Below are 16341 nucleotides of genomic sequence, written 5' to 3' on the forward strand. Positions count from 1 at the left end.
AACAGTTTTTATATATTTACATCCGCATGACGAACATTGAACTTCCAAAAGGGAAAAAAGTATATTTTGCCAGTGACAACCACCTTGGTGCCCCTACTATGGAGCAGAGCAAGGTTAGGGAGTTGAAATTTGTTCATTGGCTGGAGACCATTAAAGCTGATGCCGGAGTAATTTTCTTAATGGGAGATTTATTCGATTTTTGGTTTGAGTACAAAACCGTTATCCCTAAAGGCTTTACGAGAACCCTGGGCAAATTGGCAGAATTATCCGATGCCGGCATAGCCATTCATTATTTTGTTGGCAACCATGATTTATGGATGAACGGGTATTTTGAGGAGGAACTGAATATACCGGTCTATCATTCACCCCAACAATATCTAATCAATAATACTTCATTTTTTATAGGGCATGGAGATGGTCTGGGACCACACGATAAAGGCTATAAAAGAATGAAAAAACTTTTTACCAACCCATTGGCCAAATGGTTCTTTAATTGGCTACATCCTGATATTGGTGTGCGATTGGCCCAATATTTTTCCGTAAAGAATAAATTGATTTCCGGTGATGATGATGCCACGTATTTGGGCGATGATAAAGAATGGCTGGTACAATATGCCCACAGAAAACTGGAGAACCAACATTTTGATCATTTTATATTTGGTCACAGGCACCTTCCTTTAGAGATACCTTTAAATGAAAATGCTACATACACTAACCTTGGTGATTGGGTCAATTTTTATACGTATGCCGAGTTTGACGGTATACACCTGTCTTTAAAAAAGTTTGCGGAATAAGTATATTGCACACTGAAAATTTATTCATACAACATGTAATACTTTTCTTACAACTTATTCTTACATGTTCACAACAATAGTTTTATAAAAAAACATCTATTCCATAAATTTACAGTGTTGTTATTTAAGTATTTATAATCCAAATCTAATTATTACCTACAAATTCCCCCGTTTAAGATTCCAAATCTTAAAAATTACCTACAGTAAAGAAAAGTCCCTAAAATAGGGGGCTTTTCTTTGTTCAATAATTTGACTAATACTACAGAAAAAAGGAGGCACAGAATTGTTAACCTGCAGGTATGCCTATAAATATTTACCCCAAACTAGCGATATGAAAACTATATAAAATACAGCAGTTATTTCCTTATATATTCTTACAAAAAGTAACCTACTGTCCATTTCAAAAGCACTAAACAATGTGTAATCTTTTTCTTACAACATAATTTAAGGTGTTCACAACAATAGTTTTATAAAATTTGCACCACCCTATATCTTTACTTTGTTGTTAGTTTAATGGTTGATTCCCAAATCTTCAATTACCTACAAGTTCCCCCGCTTAAGTACCCAAATCTTGAGCACTACCTACAATAAAAAAAGCCCTGTAAAAAAGGGCTTTTTTTATAACTAACAATTCAGTTTTTATTTTTCATGCTCATCTATATCTTTTTGAAGGTCCAGTTTACGAAAACCTGGAGATACAATTGCCGTAAGACCAACGGTCAAAAGTGTCATGGTTCCTCCAAATACAACTGCGGTAACCGTACCCATTAATTTAGCGGTAACACCACTTTCAAACGCTCCTAGTTCATTGGACGAACCCACAAACATTGAATTTACAGATGCTACACGACCGCGCATATTGTCAGGTGTTTTTAATTGTAAGATCGTTTGCCTAATAATCATGGAAACCCCATCTACCGCTCCACTAATAAACAAGGCAATAACGGATAACCAAAAATAGGTAGACAATCCAAAAACGATCATACAGACCCCAAAACCAAATACGGCCAATAGCAATTTTTTACCCGCATTTTTGTGTAAAGGAAAACGTGTGGAACCAAGCATAGTAATGGCCGCCCCTACGGCAGGTGCCGCCCTCAATACTCCAAAACCTTCTGAACCTACATGCAATATATCTTGGGCGAAAATTGGTAACAAGGCTACCGCGCCACCAAATAAAACCGCGATCATATCCAAGGTCAAAGCTCCCAATACCGCCCTGGTCTTAAAAACAAAGCTCAACCCTTCCTTTAAACTTTCAAAGACGGGCTCACCAATTTTAGGATTTAAAATTGGTTTCCTGGATATATTGAACAACGCGGTCAATGCCAAAAGTGAAAACCCGAATATGACACACATAGACCAATGTACACCTATTAAACTTATTGAAAAACCCGCCAAAGCCGGACCTAATACCGCAGCCATTTGCCATGTGGTACTACTCCAAGTAGCGGCATTGGGATATATCTTCTTGGGAACAATTAAGGCAATCAATGAAAATATGGTGGGACCTAAAAAAGCACGTACCAAACCACCAAAAAAAACTAAAGTATAAATGCCATATAAAATGGTCTTGGTTTCATAGGTTTCCAAGACGGAAGGCAGGCTTAATATAAATAACCCAAAACTAATTACGGAGAAACCAAATATACATTTCATCAGTAGATTTCGCTTTTCTTTTTGATCTACTATATGACCTGCAAAAAGTGCCATACCCACCGCAGGTATTACCTCCATTAAACCTATAATCCCCAAGGACAAGGGGTCTTTGGTAATGGTATAGACCTGCCATTCTATAACAATGAATTGCATAGACCATGCAAAAACCATTGCAAAACGAACCAGAAGAAAAATATTGAATTCCCTAAACCTTAAGGCAGCATACGGGTCATTTACATTCATAGGGTAAGCGCTAATTAAACATCAAAGATATTTAATAAATAATGTGCAGTTTAAGGAAGTTGAAACTTATTTAATGCAATTTTGCTTTCTAAAAAAACAAATGAAATTAGCTTATTCCTATATCGTTGAAGTAGGCATCTAGTTGTATTTTGAACAATGTGCCGTCTATTAAATCCTTTATTTTTAATGCTTCGGTATAACTTACGGCAAACGACACTTGATGTGCCGGCGAGTTCAGCAATAACGACCTGCATTCGCCTTTAATTTGGCAGTCATTACACAAATTACCGTTACCGCTCTGCAACGTATCATGTATACATTTTGAAAAATAGTGTATTTCCTTTTTGGTAAGCAATAAACCCGTATCCCTAAAGATTATTTGGACCTTATTGGTTTTGCTGGGTTTTTCCGGTTTCCATTTAAAAGCAATACCGTATTCATTTTGATAAATGGGCGTTATATCGTTCATCATTTTCTACATATTTCATATAAATATATTAAATTTATTTAGACTCAATATAAATAGTGGGATTTATATCCCATAATCGACCTACTTAATAGACTATAAACGGCAATTTATTGATGAATTTTTGAAATTAATAACAGCAAATAACCCATAGCTAATAGTAAAACTATGCGTATTCTTAAAATTATAATGCGCCAGACTTATTTAATATCCCTTATTTTTAATTGTAGACTTACCGTACCTTGCCACTCATTTTCATCAATGGAGAAAACAACATCAAAAGGTTTTCTGCCCGTAACCAGCGGTAATTTATCTCCTAAATTAAAACCAATACCGTCAATTTTATAACTGTCCTGCTGTACTACCGCTACCTTTAAATGTGCACCATTGGCCCCGACACCTTTTGCATAACCCGTGTCGGCCACATTTTCCGCTATAAATACAGGTGACATATTCCCTGGGCCAAAAGGAGCAAATTGCTTTAATATGCGCATTAATTTTGGTGTTATCTGCTTAAGGGTAATTTTGGAATCAATGGTTATTTCCGGGATAAGTAAATGTGGCTCTATGGTTTCCTTGACCACCTTCTCAAACTGATGTTTAAAATTATGGTACTGCTCTTCCAATAAAGTGAGACCCGCTGCGTATTTATGTCCTCCAAATTGTTCTATATAATCTGCACACCCCTCCAATGCGTTGTACACATCAAACCCTTTTACAGATCTTGCGGAAGCCGCCAATTTGTCCCCGCTTTTTGTAAATACCAATGTAGGCCTGTAATAGGTTTCTATTAAACGCGAAGCAACAATGCCAATTACGCCCTTATGCCACGAATCATGATATACCACAGATGTAAAACCTTCTATTTCTCCATTTTCCTTGATCTGGACCAATGCTTCTTCAGTTATGGATTTATCCAGACCTTTTCTATCCGCATTGAATTTCTCTATTTCCGCAGCAAATTTCAAGGCCTGTCCCATATCGGTTTCTGTCAACAGATTTACGGCATGTTGCCCATGTTTCATTCTACCGGCAGCATTTATTCTAGGAGCAATAATGAACACAACATCTGTAATAGTAAGTTCCTTTTTATTGATTTGGTCAATTATAGCTTTAAAACCAATTCTAGGCTGCTGGTTGATAACCTGTAGGCCATAAAAAGCCAATATACGATTCTCCCCAGTTATCGGTACAATGTCCGCTCCTATTGCAGTTGCCACTAAATCAAGATAATAGATTACATCATCTATAGTTTCACCTCTACGGGAACCCAATGCCTGAATCAGCTTAAAACCAACACCACAACCACATAATTCATCATACGGATATGAACAATCTTCTCTTTTAGGGTCTAAGACAGCTACAGCACTTGGTAATATTGTACCAGGTCTATGGTGGTCACAAATAATAAAATCAATTCCTTTTTGTTGAGCATAGGCAATTTTATCTATCGCCTTTACCCCACAATCCAAAGCAATGATCAGTGAAAAACCGTTGTCCTCGGCAAAGTCGATACCTTTAAAGGAAACCCCATACCCTTCATCATAGCGATCGGGAATATAGGTTGCCACATTTGGGTAATAACTTAACAGATAGGATGACATTAAAGCCACGGCCGTTGTACCATCAACATCATAATCTCCATACACTAAAATATTCTCACCATTGGCAATGGCTTCTTCAATTCTATGAACGGCAATATCCATATCCTTCATTAAAAAAGGATCATGAAGATCACTTAACTGTGGTCGAAAAAAATGCTTTGCCTCATCATAGGTAGATATACCTCTTTGCAACAACAATTGCGCCACCAACTCATCGACCTTTAACGCATCGGCTAAAGCATTGATATCTTCTTGTTTTGGTTTCGGTTTAATTGTCCAGCGCATGGTTTTAGTAATCAGTTTTCAGTAACAGTTGGCAGTGTTCAAAACTTAAATACAAACTCAAATAATAAATTCAATCTAAATGTGAAATTAAAAACTAAAATCTAAGTATTCGTTTGTTTCTTGTTTTTAATAATAGTTGCTAAAATTTTTATTAGTTGCTCAACTTCATCCAATATCTTTAATCTTCTGGCACTATCACCATATTGTTTCTTAGTTAGAATCTTTAAATTGATTCTAGATTCATTTAATTCTTTTAAGGAGATTGTTGCCTTATTCTTAAAATCTTTATCTGTTTGAGCACCTTGCATTTCTCCAAAATTAAGGACCGAACTACCTGCAGACCTTAAAAGTTGATGTCCATAGTACTGTCCTGTAAAATCATTCAGAATCCCTTTACAAAATAGAGCAGCATCAGCTGCAAAATTTACTAATCTTTCCTCCAAATCATACGGCTTTTTAGACATCTACTTGTATTTGATTTTTGAATTTGTATTTGAGTTTTTTTACTTCTTATGAAATACAGTCTTAATCTCCAGTTCAGCAAATTGTCTAAACATCTCCATTACTCCACAATACTTATCAATGGATAGGTCTACTGCTCTTTGCAGTTTTTTCTCCGCTAAATCTGCACCGTGAAAATGATACTCAATCACTACCTTATCGTAGTACTTTGGGTGTTCATCCGTAAGATTTGCAATGGTTTCAATATGAAACTCATCTACCTCTAACTTCATTTTTTTGAACATTGCCGCAACATCCAGTCCTGAACAACCGGCCAATGAAGAAAGCATAAGTGCTTTTGGTCTTAACCCACTACTGTCACCACCATCTTCTTTGGCGATATCAATTTTTAAAGAATGCCCAGATGGGTTGTTACTTTCAAAGGACATATTGCCTAACCATTTCGTGGTAATATGATTTGTTGTGCTCATAATTTTTTGTTTCTTGTAGAATACAAAAATACGATAATCTAAGCGGTTATTCTGAGCACCACAACATGGGTTACCCCATCAATTTAGAGATATCACTAACAAACAATTCCTTAAGATTCAACTATGGCATTAGTAACACCACTTGACCCAAATCATGATCCCGAGACCAAAGAACTGGCTGCATTTTTCAACGAAACACTTGGATTTTGCCCTAATTCAGTCTTGACCATGCAGCACCGACCCGCAATATCCAAAGCTTTCATTAATCTTAACAAAGCCGTTATGGCCAATGAAGGCAGGGTTACCTCTGCCCTAAAAAGAATGATTGCGTGGGTGAGTAGCAATGCTACGGGTTGTAGATATTGCCAAGCTCATGCCATACGCGCTGCAGAACGCTATGGTGCGGAACAAGAACAGCTAGATAATATTTGGGAATACAGAACACACCCTGCGTTTTCCGATGCGGAACGTGCCGCTTTAGATTTCTCCTTACAGGCCTCACAAGTACCCAACGGTGTTGATGCCGAAATAAAAGAACGTTTATACCAACACTGGAACGAAGGTGAAATTGTTGAAATGCTAGGCGTAATCTCCCTCTTTGGATATCTTAACCGCTGGAACGATTCTATGGGGACATCTATTGAAACAGGAGCTGTTGAAAGTGCCGACCAATACCTAGGTAAACATGGCTGGGAAAAAGGAAAGCATGATGGGTCGGTTTATTAGTTGATGGTTGATGGTTGATGGTTGATGGTTGATGGTTGATGGTTGATGGAAATTAAAAAATTCGTCATTGCAAGGAACGACGCAATCTGTTTAATTCTGAATATAAACCCTTAGCTTTTACTACGGTCAGTTGGAGTGGTTTTGCTTACAGTAGAACAAAAAGAAAAAATGTATCTAGAACCTTTTGGAATACGTAAGCTTCTCGATACTAATTTTCTCGTGCCTCAAAAATTCACTCGAAGTGATCATTAAATACTTGTAACAATTACAAAAGACTTGTTTTAAACTTCATTGGAAAAAATAGCCGGAATCGTTTGAATTTAGTTGCACTCTTTACCATATCACAACATTTATTTATAACCTTAAAACTCTTTACTATTAGATAAAATAACTATTATAGTTGTCATTATGTAAAGTATTATTTACTTTTAGTGTATAATAATAGATTATGAGTTTACAAATACTACCTAATAAGTTTAAAATAGTTGGACTATTTACTTTCATTATTTTCTGTGGAATACCTTCAATTATTTCTTTTTTTATGGGATTTACCCAACCTTTTGAAAGCAATGAAAATTCACCATTTATTCATGAATTATTGCATCCTACCATAATGAAATATGCAAATATTTTGACGATTCTAGGAATGTTGGTTTATATGTTGTCCAAAGAAAAAGTAGAGGATGATTATATTACCAAATTAAGGTTAGAATCATATCAACTAGCTACTATAATATGTTTAGCGACAACCCTCATTTTACATTTAATCAATGCCGAAATGATGTTTAACCTTTCCTATCCCCTATATATCTTCATTATTATATTTCTAATGATATTTTATTTTAAGAAAAGACAATTTCACTAATGAAAAACCTAGTAAAAGTAGAACGCGCTCGATTGGATCTTACCCAAGCAGATTTAGCAGAAAAACTAGGGGTTTCAAGACAAACTATTCACGCGATAGAGAAAAACAAATTTAACCCTTCAGTAATTTTAGCAATCAAAATGGCAAAATTGTTCAGCCTTAGTGTAGAAGAATTATTTTTATTAGAAGAATAGCTCATTCATGTTTATATATTCAACCTAAAATACCAGCAACCAATTTCTGCAATTCTCCAACCAACTCATCTTCAAACCAAGGATTTTTACTGCGCCAAAAACGATTTACGGGAGAAGGATGCGGTAAAAGAAAAAACTTGGGTAAATATTCTTCATAATGAAGTACATTCTCTGTCAGGTTCTTTTTTGATTGTTTACCTAAATACTGGTCTTGTGCATATTTACCTATCAACAAAATCAATTTTACATTCTCAAATTGTTCCCACACTTTAGAATGCCACAAGGGTGCACATTCTTTTCTTGGTGGTAAATCGCCTGTTTTTCCTTTTCCAGGATAACAAAATCCCATTGGTAATATTCCGAAATTACCTGGATTATAGAACTCATCGTCCGTAACACCAAGCCATTCCCGTAATTTTCTACCACTAGGGTCATCCCAAGCTTTATTTTCGACATGGGCTTTTCTACCTGGTGCCTGACTTACCAATATAATCTTAGAATTTATAGATCCTGCAACAATTGGTCGTGGTTCTAAAGGCAAATGGGCCTTACACACTTGACATCCTCTTATTTCAGTTAATAAATCTTGCATATCGTTCTCTTGTAAATCGTACCAAAACCCCAAGAACCTGACTTTTAATTACTGAAGTCATACGGATTTAAAACCTTGATACTAATTGGGTCACAATTACGCTTGACTTCTAAAGTGGCATTAAAGGCTCACCATTAAAATGCAATCCTTCAAATCCTGTTTTCATGAAATTTCTAATATTTTGATGCCCCTCACCATTAGGTTCCTTTAAAACTTCATCGAAATAATAAGAGCCAAAACAGGCTAAAGTTTCGTCTTTGGACAACCCCGCTTTCTTGGCAAAAGCAAAAACCTTGCACGAACCGGAATTTTGGCCGGCCTCGTTATCTAATTCCCCATTGGTAAATGATGTTGGAGTAAATTGATAATTGGCATCAATTACATCCATGGTTTCCGAAAAAGACATCTCCTTAGGCCGTATTGCCAATTTTATCTTGTACTCTTCTATTGTCATTAATTCTATATTTAATCTAATTATGCTTCTTCATATATTAATGTTTAAATATAAGGAAACCCTATTTTTTACTTCCACCTTTCCGTTATTTAAGTTTTGGGATATTGGCAACATGCTTGAGATACCAAATGAATACCTCTTGTAATTCGTTTCAGAACCCAATCGGGCAAAATAAACTTCGCCACCTGTATCTGATACCTTTAAACCAAATTCCTTGTTCTCGGAAAAAATTTCGCTTCCCAGTCCTACTTGCGGTGTAAGTGAAATTGTATTGGACACATAGTAGGTCTTATAGGTGTTTAGTGTTAAATTCCATTGATTTCCAAATTGATAATTTGTACTATTTTCTGTCTTGAGCGTATAATTTACTGATGCGGACAGACCCCAATTTCTATGTACCACCCCATAATTTGTGGCAAAAAGATAATCCCAACTACCCGTACCTAATTGAAAACTTGGGTTTACGGTGCCTTCAATATTTGCAGCATCAAAACTTCCCGTGGGCACCTTGACCCCGCCACCAATCTGTAAAGTGTGTTCCGCTCCTATGGAGACCAAACTATCCGGAGTTTGGCTAAGTAATAGATAATACGCCAATACCGTAGCATCACCAACACCTTCAATACGTTGTTCGGTATTATCCGCAAAGGTCCTATTATGAAAATGATAAGGTAAAAGAGCATTTAACAATACCCGTTTACTCACCGGGAATTTACCCCAGGCCTGTACCGTATTGAAGTTTTCGTTGATCCAAGGCGAATTATCAAAAATACCATCTCTTGAACGATACTTCTGACCTATATATCTCAACCCTACGAAATTATTGTTCAACCCTGTACCAAAACCCATGCTACCACCATTACCCCCGCAGCCACAGGTGTCGCAGAAATATTCAAAATCGGTATTTTTCCAAATACAATCAGATTCTACTTCTAGCAAATCATTTGCTTTGGCACTAAATAGTCCGCCAAGCAAAAACATATATATTATAATCTTGTTCATTTTTTAATATTCTGAAAATCGTTCGTCATTTATAAAAGTCTCATCTGTCAATAGTTCAAAGAAGGCCAATAGCCCTTCTTTTTCCGCATCGCTTAATGCTATTCCAAGTCCGTCATCCGTTCTTAAAGAATCATCCAATGTTTCTGAATCTACAACGCCATTGGCATAAAAATTCAGTACGGATTCTAGGCTACCGAACCTACCATCGTGCATGTAAGGAGCCGTTAGCGCTACATTACGTAAACTGGGCACTTTAAACTTGTAATTATCATTAACACTACCGCTAACCTCAGCCCTACCAACATCGTTCAACTGAGGATTGGGCGGCAAGCCATTGTTTCTAAAACTACCATCGGTAAATAGATCAGTGGCATGGCAAGTGGCACACTTTTGCTGAAAAACCGATAAACCAAAAACTTCAACTTCGGTTAATTCGCCGCCCTCTTCATTCCGTACAAATTTGTCATACTTAGCATTTGAGGAAATCATCATGACCATAAACTGGGATAAGGCCTTTAAAAAATTCTCGGCGTTTACACCACCTTCTTCAAAAGCATTTTCAAACTGTTGCTGATATTCACTGTCCGCTATGAGTTTATTGATGACTCCCGTCATGGTTTCCCCCATTTCTACCTCATTGGTTATAGGTATGATTGGAAAAAGGTCTAAATGCGATGTAGCGCCATCCCAAGCAAATTCATTAAAAAATGCCATGTTAGAAATGGTAGGCGTATTTCTTGTGCCTTCCAAATCATCTACACCATGACTAAATTGATGACCGTGGTGGGTGAATGCAAAATTTTGCTCATGGCAGAACCCGCACGAGATAAAACCGTTAGAAGAGAGATTACCATCATAGAATAATTTCTTACCCAACTCAATACCTAATTGTGTTGGCGGGTTGGCTTCTATATCATATACCAAATCAGGAAAATTCTCAGGAACTTCTACGGTCAACAAGGTATTCTCCAATGGTAGATATTCCTCATTATTACAGGACACCAAACACACTAACAGCAATACCCAAAATAGATATTTCATCTGTTTTAATTTTAAAACAGGGCCGCTAAAATTTAGCGACCCCATATGTGATTAATGTGAGTGTTCTGATCCGTTATGTACGTGATCTACCGTAAACATACTTGCCGTATTTAAGGCCACCAATGGCGACTTTTCTTCGCTTACCATAATTACGGACTGTTTAGAAAGTGATAATTTATGCGCTCCGTCTAAAATAGCATTGGCATCTGCCACTAGGTGAACAATGGGAGACATTTCATCACTTACCAAAGCATCTGTACCCAGGCTTAGGGTAACTTCCTTATAATTATCCAAGCTTGAACCATGACTACCCATATGCACTTTAAAATCTGTGGTTTCGGTCACGGTATCCGAAGTAAACGTTCCTTCGAAATTTAAAAACTTATAGCCTGCCTGCCATGACCACATCATATTGGTCTCTTCGGCTACGGTTAAAAAATCGCCCTGACCTTCAGCACCTTGAAGGTACTTTTCTTGATCTACACCCACACCAAAAGTGATAGACACATAGGTTCCCGCAGGTATATTCTCTAACACTACCTCTGTATTACCGGTTTCTTCACTGGTAACAAAGTAGCTGTCATCTTTTTCATAAGTAAAGGTTTCACCTTGATCATTGGTTAAACGAAAATTACTGACAATATAATTGAGCCTTGTAATTGTCAATGTTTCATTTTGGGAATTGGTATAGCTAGATGTTGCCAGTAAAAGATCATCTGATCCCACACTGTTATCAAACTCAAGCGTTACACTGTTCTCGCCAGTTAACTCCGTAGCAGTATCATCATCGCTGCTACAACTAACAAATACGGTTAACACTAAGGTTATTGCCAAAATTTTATATATAGATTTCATCTGTTGATATATTATTATGAATGCAGAAGCCATGTAAAACTGGCTTGTTACATTCTTGTCATTGTAATGGTTTCACCTTATGCACAGGCATAAGATATTTTTAAATAAAATAATTGATCAGTTACCCCCGACTTCAGGATTTGAGTCGTGGTAATAACACATAGCTGGGCATCACTTTAAATAAGCTTGCCTAATCTATAATGCTATTTAGGAGATGAAATTTGGTGGACGAAAAACAGTAGATATAAACTGTTGTTCGTTCAAGTTAGGATGCATTGAATCCAAAGCTGTTTTGATCAATACACTTTCAAAATGAACATCAAGAATATTTACAAAGCCAATAGGATATTCGCGAAGATCGGCAGAAGGTATATCTTGATGATCTTTTTCTTGTTGCTCTTTGATCATTTGTGCCAAGTAACATTTACCATCACAATTAAGCATGGGTTTGTCTTTATTGATACACAGTACTTCAGCAATATAATCTTGATTTATCACATATTCTAACACAGGCAATACCGGCTTTACCATTGCAGTGAGGTAAAGAAGAATAAAGGTATATGTGAGAATTTTTTTCATGCTAAACTGGAGTAAAGGTAATTCTCATTTTTGAAAATTTCTTATTTATTTCTCCAAATTAACACTTAGGGTTCTTTATTTTGAATGATTTGAATCACTCCTATTTATTCCCTCCAACAATAATAACAATCTCACCTTTTGGCGGTTTTTCCGTAAAATGTTTTAAAACTTCTTCGGCAGTTCCACGAAAGGTTTCTTCGTACAACTTAGTTAATTCCCTTGATACGGAAACCGGTCTTTCTGCACCAAAAAATTCAACAAAATTTCCTAATGTCTTTAAAAGTTTATGTGGAGATTCATAAAAGATAATGGTGCGCGGTTCTTCTGCCAATAACTTTAAACGTGTTTGCCTTCCCTTCTTTACCGGAAGAAATCCTTCAAAAACAAATTTGTCATTTGGCAAACCACTGTTGACCAATGCGGGTACAAAAGCCGTGGCTCCTGGCAAGCATTCTACCTCAACACCTGCTTCTACACAGGCACGGGTCAATAAAAATCCAGGATCTGAAATTGCCGGCGTGCCAGCATCGGAAATCAATGCAATATGCTCACCACCTTTTAGTTTTCCCACTAAAAAATCGACCATTTTATGCTCATTGTGCATATGATGACTTTTCATTGGTGTAGCAATTTCAAAATGTTGCAAGAGCTTTCCACTGGTACGGGTATCTTCTGCAAGAATAAGATCCACCTCCTTAAGAACACGTATGGCCCTTAGGGTCATATCTTCCAAATTGCCTATTGGTGTAGGCACTAAATACAGTTTTCCCATCTATTCTAAAGTAAAACACCCAACACAAGTGCCGGGTGTGTACAGTGATTCAAAAATATTTTTAAGCGAATCTACGTGATACCAATTCTAAAAATCGCTCTTCAAAAGGTTCCTTGCCCTCCCAATTGTTATAATCGGGTTTTACCATATTTTGTATAAAAGCAATAGATCGCTCTTCAGTATCTATAGTATTTAATTGGGATAGTACACGGTTGTAGTCTTCCATATTATTATTGAACAAATGTTTTACAAATGCCAAACGGTCATTAAGATCAACCTTGACATTGCTTTTTCCCAAACGATCGTTCAGTGACTTAGGTGCCAACTCTTTTTTCTGCAAGTCTTCATTTGAAGGCATAAAAAGCTCCTTATCGTTTTTCATATAATTGGGCTTTGACATAAAATCTGCCAAAACATCCTCTAACTCCCCATTACTGGGCATTTCTGACACCATATCCTTAATGGTATCCATGCCGGGAATCATGATATCTTCCTCATGTGGATTGTTTTCAGGAACCGATTTGTTGGAATCCAACACGGCATTGGCCAATTCTTCAAACTTGGCGGCAATGGCGTTTTTGGAGACATTTACTTCCATGTCTTTAAGTTCAACTTCTATAAACTTAAGGACGGCCAATTTTTCATAAAGTAATCGGGACTTTTCATAAAGCCCTGCAATATCATCGAGATCATCTGCCGTAAGAATATCGGTAGATAATTTCCTTAACTCCTTTTTCAACTTATTTTTCATCTCACAATTTTTTATGTCAAGACCAAGAAGGCGGCTTTTTTTAATAACTTTATCCTCGTTTAAATAATAAACGAAAAACCCCTTATTTTCGTCTAAAATTACAAAATGTTTCTTGAAAACACAGTGAATCCGAAAGAACAATTCGGATGGATAGAAGTCATTGCCGGGTCCATGTTTTCTGGAAAGACAGAAGAATTGATCAGAAGGCTAAAACGTGCCCAATTTGCCAAGCTAAAGGTTGAAATCTTTAAGCCTATGGTAGATACACGTTATGATGACGAAATGGTTGTCTCCCATGATGCAAACGAAATTCGTTCTACACCGGTACCAGCTGCCGCAAATATTAGGATTCTTGCAGATACCTGTGATGTTATCGGAATAGATGAGGCTCAGTTCTTCGATGACGAAATCGTTACGGTTTGCAATGACCTGGCAAATAAAGGGGTCAGAGTTATCGTGGCCGGTCTGGATATGGACTTTAAAGGTAAACCTTTTGGTCCAATGCCCGCTTTAATGGCAACTGCAGAATATGTTACCAAAGTACATGCCATATGCACACGTACCGGTAATTTGGCCAATTATAGTTTTAGAAAATCCAGCAATGACAACTTGGTTATGCTGGGTGAAGTAGACGAATATGAACCTTTAAGCCGTGGGGCATTCTATAAAGCAAAACTTAAGGAAAGTGTAAAGTCGCTAGAGGTCAAATCGCAAGAAATCAAAGTCCCAAAACAGCATAAAAATGGCTAAAGCAACAGAAACGGTTTTAGAGATCGATTTGAACGCATTAGTGCACAATTACCGTTATCTACGCTCACGCATAAGGCCAGAAACCAAATTCATGGCTGTCGTCAAGGCCTACGGTTATGGGAGCGATGCCCAAGAAATAGCCATGTGCCTACAAAAGGCTCAAGTGGACTATTTTGCAGTAGCTTATGTTAATGAAGGTATAGCACTTAGAAAGGCAGGTATAACCATTCCTATTTTGGTGCTTCACCCCCAAAAAGTACACTTTAAAACGCTGATCGAACATAATTTGGAACCCAGCATTTACTCCCACGCCATTTTAGAACAATTTATTAGAACGGCACAAGAACTGGGCAAATTGGCTTATCCAATTCATTTGAAATTTAATACCGGTTTAAACAGGTTAGGTTTTACCTATGCGGATTTACCAAAAATTTATACCGCTACAGAGGCACAACATGCTATAAAGGTCAAAGCTATTTTATCTCATTTGGCCGCAACGGAAGACCGTAATGAAACCGAATTTACCCAATTACAATTAAATCGATTTGAAGCCATTTGCAATAAGGCCGAAACATTATTCGGCTATAAACTAATCAAACATGTACTAAATACCTCTGGCATTATTAATTACCCAAACGCGCAATTGGATATGGTACGTAGCGGTATTGGCCTTTACGGATACGGAAACGATGCAACTATAGATGCGGATTTAATACCCGTGGTAACATTAAAGACCATAATAGCCCAGAAACATACTATTCCGGCAGGAGAGTCCGTAGGTTATAATCGAAAGTATGTATCCAAAAAACCAACGGTCACCGCCACCTTGCCCCTAGGCCATGCAGATGGTATAGGTAGGCAATACGGCCAAGGCAATACTTTTGTTCGTATTAATGGCCAATTAGCGCCAATAGTGGGAAATGTTTGTATGGATATGATTATGGTAGATGTTACCGAAATTGAATGTGAGGAAGGCGATGAAGTCATAATTTTTGGGAAGAAACTGCCGGCCACGGAATTTTCTGGTACCGCGGATACTATTTCCTATGAACTATTGACCGGAATATCCCAACGTATACCACGCGTTATATACAAGAATTAATTTAACATTATTTTAAGGATTGAAAATTTTTAGTACCTTGCCGTAGTTTAATATTAACCATTAATAAAACACTAGAAACATGTTAAAAGAATTTAAGGAGTTTATTATGACGGGTAACGTCATAGATTTAGCCGTAGCCGTATTACTTGCCGGCGCTATGGGATTAGTTGTTAGCGGGTTCGTTAGCGACGTTATGATGCCAATTGTTGGTCATTTTAGCGGTGGTCTTGATTTTGCCGATATGAAAGTTGTATTGGACGAAGCAGTTGTTGCTGCCGATGGTACGGTTACTAAACCAGAAAATGCCATTCTTTACGGAAAATGGATCAATGCGATCATCAACTTGGTTATCGTTGGTTTTGTATTGTTCATAATTGTAAAAGCTTACAACAAGACCAAAACTCCTCCTGCTCCAGTAGAAGAGGCTCCAGCTGGTCCTACTGCCGAAGAATTATTGGCAGAGATCAGAGATGCTTTAAAAAAGTAATTAAAAACATACCCTATCTAAGGGAACCGTTGCACTGCAACAAATTTTAACTTAAACCGTCAACGCTGTTTCGCTAACAACGTTGACGGTTCTTTTTTTTAATCAATACCTTATTTACAACATAATGAAAATGTTATAAATTAAACATTTTGTTATATTTTGATTAATCTTTGCGTTTTTGCTTGTAG

At 37.0% G+C, this 16341-nt stretch carries 20 protein-coding genes; 7 read left to right on the plus strand and 13 right to left on the minus strand.

Going from position 1 to position 16341, the window contains the following annotated elements:
- Nucleotides 1-26 precede the first annotated feature (26 nt).
- Complete coding sequence (locus Q2T41_RS08805) at nt 27-794, plus strand: UDP-2,3-diacylglucosamine diphosphatase (RefSeq protein ID WP_304435768.1); 768 nt, start codon at nt 27-29, stop codon at nt 792-794.
- 639 nt (nt 795-1433) lie between these two features.
- Here the strand turns inward: Q2T41_RS08805 and Q2T41_RS08810 are convergent.
- From Q2T41_RS08810 to Q2T41_RS08830, 5 genes are all read right to left on the minus strand, one after another.
- On the minus strand, nt 1434-2696 hold the full coding sequence (locus Q2T41_RS08810; protein ID WP_089261089.1) for an MFS transporter: 1263 nt from the start codon (nt 2694-2696) through the stop codon (nt 1434-1436).
- A gap of 106 nt (nt 2697-2802) precedes the next feature.
- A complete protein-coding gene (locus tag Q2T41_RS08815) occupies nt 2803-3168 on the minus strand; it encodes a hypothetical protein (RefSeq protein ID WP_245838922.1) in 366 nt (121 codons plus the stop codon).
- Nucleotides 3169-3362: 194 nt separating this feature from the next.
- Nucleotides 3363-5051, minus strand: a complete 1689-nt coding sequence (gene recJ, locus Q2T41_RS08820; protein ID WP_304435769.1) for a single-stranded-DNA-specific exonuclease RecJ — start codon at nt 5049-5051, stop codon at nt 3363-3365.
- Between the two features lie 101 nt (nt 5052-5152).
- Nucleotides 5153-5494: a four helix bundle protein gene (locus Q2T41_RS08825; protein ID WP_304435770.1), complete on the minus strand. Its 342-nt coding sequence runs from the start codon at nt 5492-5494 to the stop codon at nt 5153-5155.
- 60 nt (nt 5495-5554) lie between these two features.
- A complete protein-coding gene (locus Q2T41_RS08830; RefSeq protein WP_304435771.1) occupies nt 5555-5983 on the minus strand; it encodes an OsmC family protein in 429 nt (142 codons plus the stop codon).
- Nucleotides 5984-6106: 123 nt separating this feature from the next.
- Between Q2T41_RS08830 and Q2T41_RS08835 the strand changes: the two genes are divergently transcribed.
- From Q2T41_RS08835 to Q2T41_RS08845, 3 genes are all read left to right on the plus strand, one after another.
- Nucleotides 6107-6709 carry a carboxymuconolactone decarboxylase family protein gene (locus Q2T41_RS08835; RefSeq protein WP_058104690.1) on the plus strand — a complete coding sequence of 201 codons (603 nt, stop codon included), beginning with the start codon at nt 6107-6109 and terminating at the stop codon, nt 6707-6709.
- A 448-nt stretch (nt 6710-7157) separates the two neighbouring features.
- A complete protein-coding gene (locus Q2T41_RS08840; protein WP_304435772.1) occupies nt 7158-7574 on the plus strand; it encodes a hypothetical protein in 417 nt (138 codons plus the stop codon).
- Nucleotides 7574-7768 carry a helix-turn-helix transcriptional regulator gene (locus tag Q2T41_RS08845; protein WP_304435773.1) on the plus strand — a complete coding sequence of 65 codons (195 nt, stop codon included), beginning with the start codon at nt 7574-7576 and terminating at the stop codon, nt 7766-7768. Before Q2T41_RS08840 ends, Q2T41_RS08845 begins: the two co-directional genes overlap by 1 nt.
- Before the next feature lie 19 nt (nt 7769-7787).
- Here Q2T41_RS08845 and Q2T41_RS08850 read toward each other — a convergent pair whose 3' ends face one another.
- The 8 genes from Q2T41_RS08850 to Q2T41_RS08885 all read right to left on the minus strand — a co-directional run bounded on the left by Q2T41_RS08850 (nt 7788) and on the right by Q2T41_RS08885 (nt 13814).
- On the minus strand, nt 7788-8360 hold the full coding sequence (locus Q2T41_RS08850) for a uracil-DNA glycosylase family protein (RefSeq protein WP_304437424.1): 573 nt from the start codon (nt 8358-8360) through the stop codon (nt 7788-7790).
- A gap of 109 nt (nt 8361-8469) precedes the next feature.
- The gene (locus Q2T41_RS08855) at nt 8470-8814 is read right to left on the minus strand and encodes a HopJ type III effector protein (protein ID WP_304435774.1); all 345 of its coding nucleotides are present in this window, start codon (nt 8812-8814) and stop codon (nt 8470-8472) included.
- A gap of 30 nt (nt 8815-8844) precedes the next feature.
- Nucleotides 8845-9816, minus strand: a complete 972-nt coding sequence (locus tag Q2T41_RS08860; protein WP_304435775.1) for a transporter family protein — start codon at nt 9814-9816, stop codon at nt 8845-8847.
- 3 nt (nt 9817-9819) lie between these two features.
- Nucleotides 9820-10857: a cytochrome-c peroxidase gene (locus Q2T41_RS08865; RefSeq protein WP_304435776.1), complete on the minus strand. Its 1038-nt coding sequence runs from the start codon at nt 10855-10857 to the stop codon at nt 9820-9822.
- Between the two features lie 51 nt (nt 10858-10908).
- A complete protein-coding gene (locus Q2T41_RS08870) occupies nt 10909-11745 on the minus strand; it encodes an MbnP family protein (protein WP_304435777.1) in 837 nt (278 codons plus the stop codon).
- 174 nt (nt 11746-11919) lie between these two features.
- Nucleotides 11920-12156 carry a hypothetical protein gene (locus Q2T41_RS08875; protein ID WP_304435778.1) on the minus strand — a complete coding sequence of 79 codons (237 nt, stop codon included), beginning with the start codon at nt 12154-12156 and terminating at the stop codon, nt 11920-11922.
- 235 nt (nt 12157-12391) lie between these two features.
- Entirely contained in the window at nt 12392-13063 is a 672-nt protein-coding gene (gene rsmI, locus Q2T41_RS08880; RefSeq protein WP_304435779.1) for a 16S rRNA (cytidine(1402)-2'-O)-methyltransferase, read from the minus strand.
- A gap of 61 nt (nt 13064-13124) precedes the next feature.
- On the minus strand, nt 13125-13814 hold the full coding sequence (locus tag Q2T41_RS08885) for a DUF8457 domain-containing protein (RefSeq protein ID WP_304435780.1): 690 nt from the start codon (nt 13812-13814) through the stop codon (nt 13125-13127).
- 105 nt (nt 13815-13919) lie between these two features.
- Here Q2T41_RS08885 and Q2T41_RS08890 point away from each other — a divergent pair, with 105 nt between their 5' ends.
- The 3 genes from Q2T41_RS08890 (at nt 13920) to mscL (ending at nt 16153) form a co-directional block, all read left to right on the plus strand.
- Entirely contained in the window at nt 13920-14564 is a 645-nt protein-coding gene (locus tag Q2T41_RS08890) for a thymidine kinase (RefSeq protein WP_089261102.1), read from the plus strand.
- On the plus strand, nt 14557-15666 hold the full coding sequence (alr, locus tag Q2T41_RS08895) for an alanine racemase (RefSeq protein ID WP_304435781.1): 1110 nt from the start codon (nt 14557-14559) through the stop codon (nt 15664-15666). The genes Q2T41_RS08890 and alr overlap by 8 nt, the downstream gene beginning before the upstream one ends.
- Before the next feature lie 79 nt (nt 15667-15745).
- On the plus strand, nt 15746-16153 hold the full coding sequence (gene mscL, locus Q2T41_RS08900; protein ID WP_144803424.1) for a large conductance mechanosensitive channel protein MscL: 408 nt from the start codon (nt 15746-15748) through the stop codon (nt 16151-16153).
- The last annotated feature ends 188 nt before the right edge of the window (nt 16154-16341 follow it).

The organism is Maribacter confluentis, from assembly GCF_030505015.1.
Classification (GTDB): domain Bacteria; phylum Bacteroidota; class Bacteroidia; order Flavobacteriales; family Flavobacteriaceae; genus Maribacter; species Maribacter sedimenticola.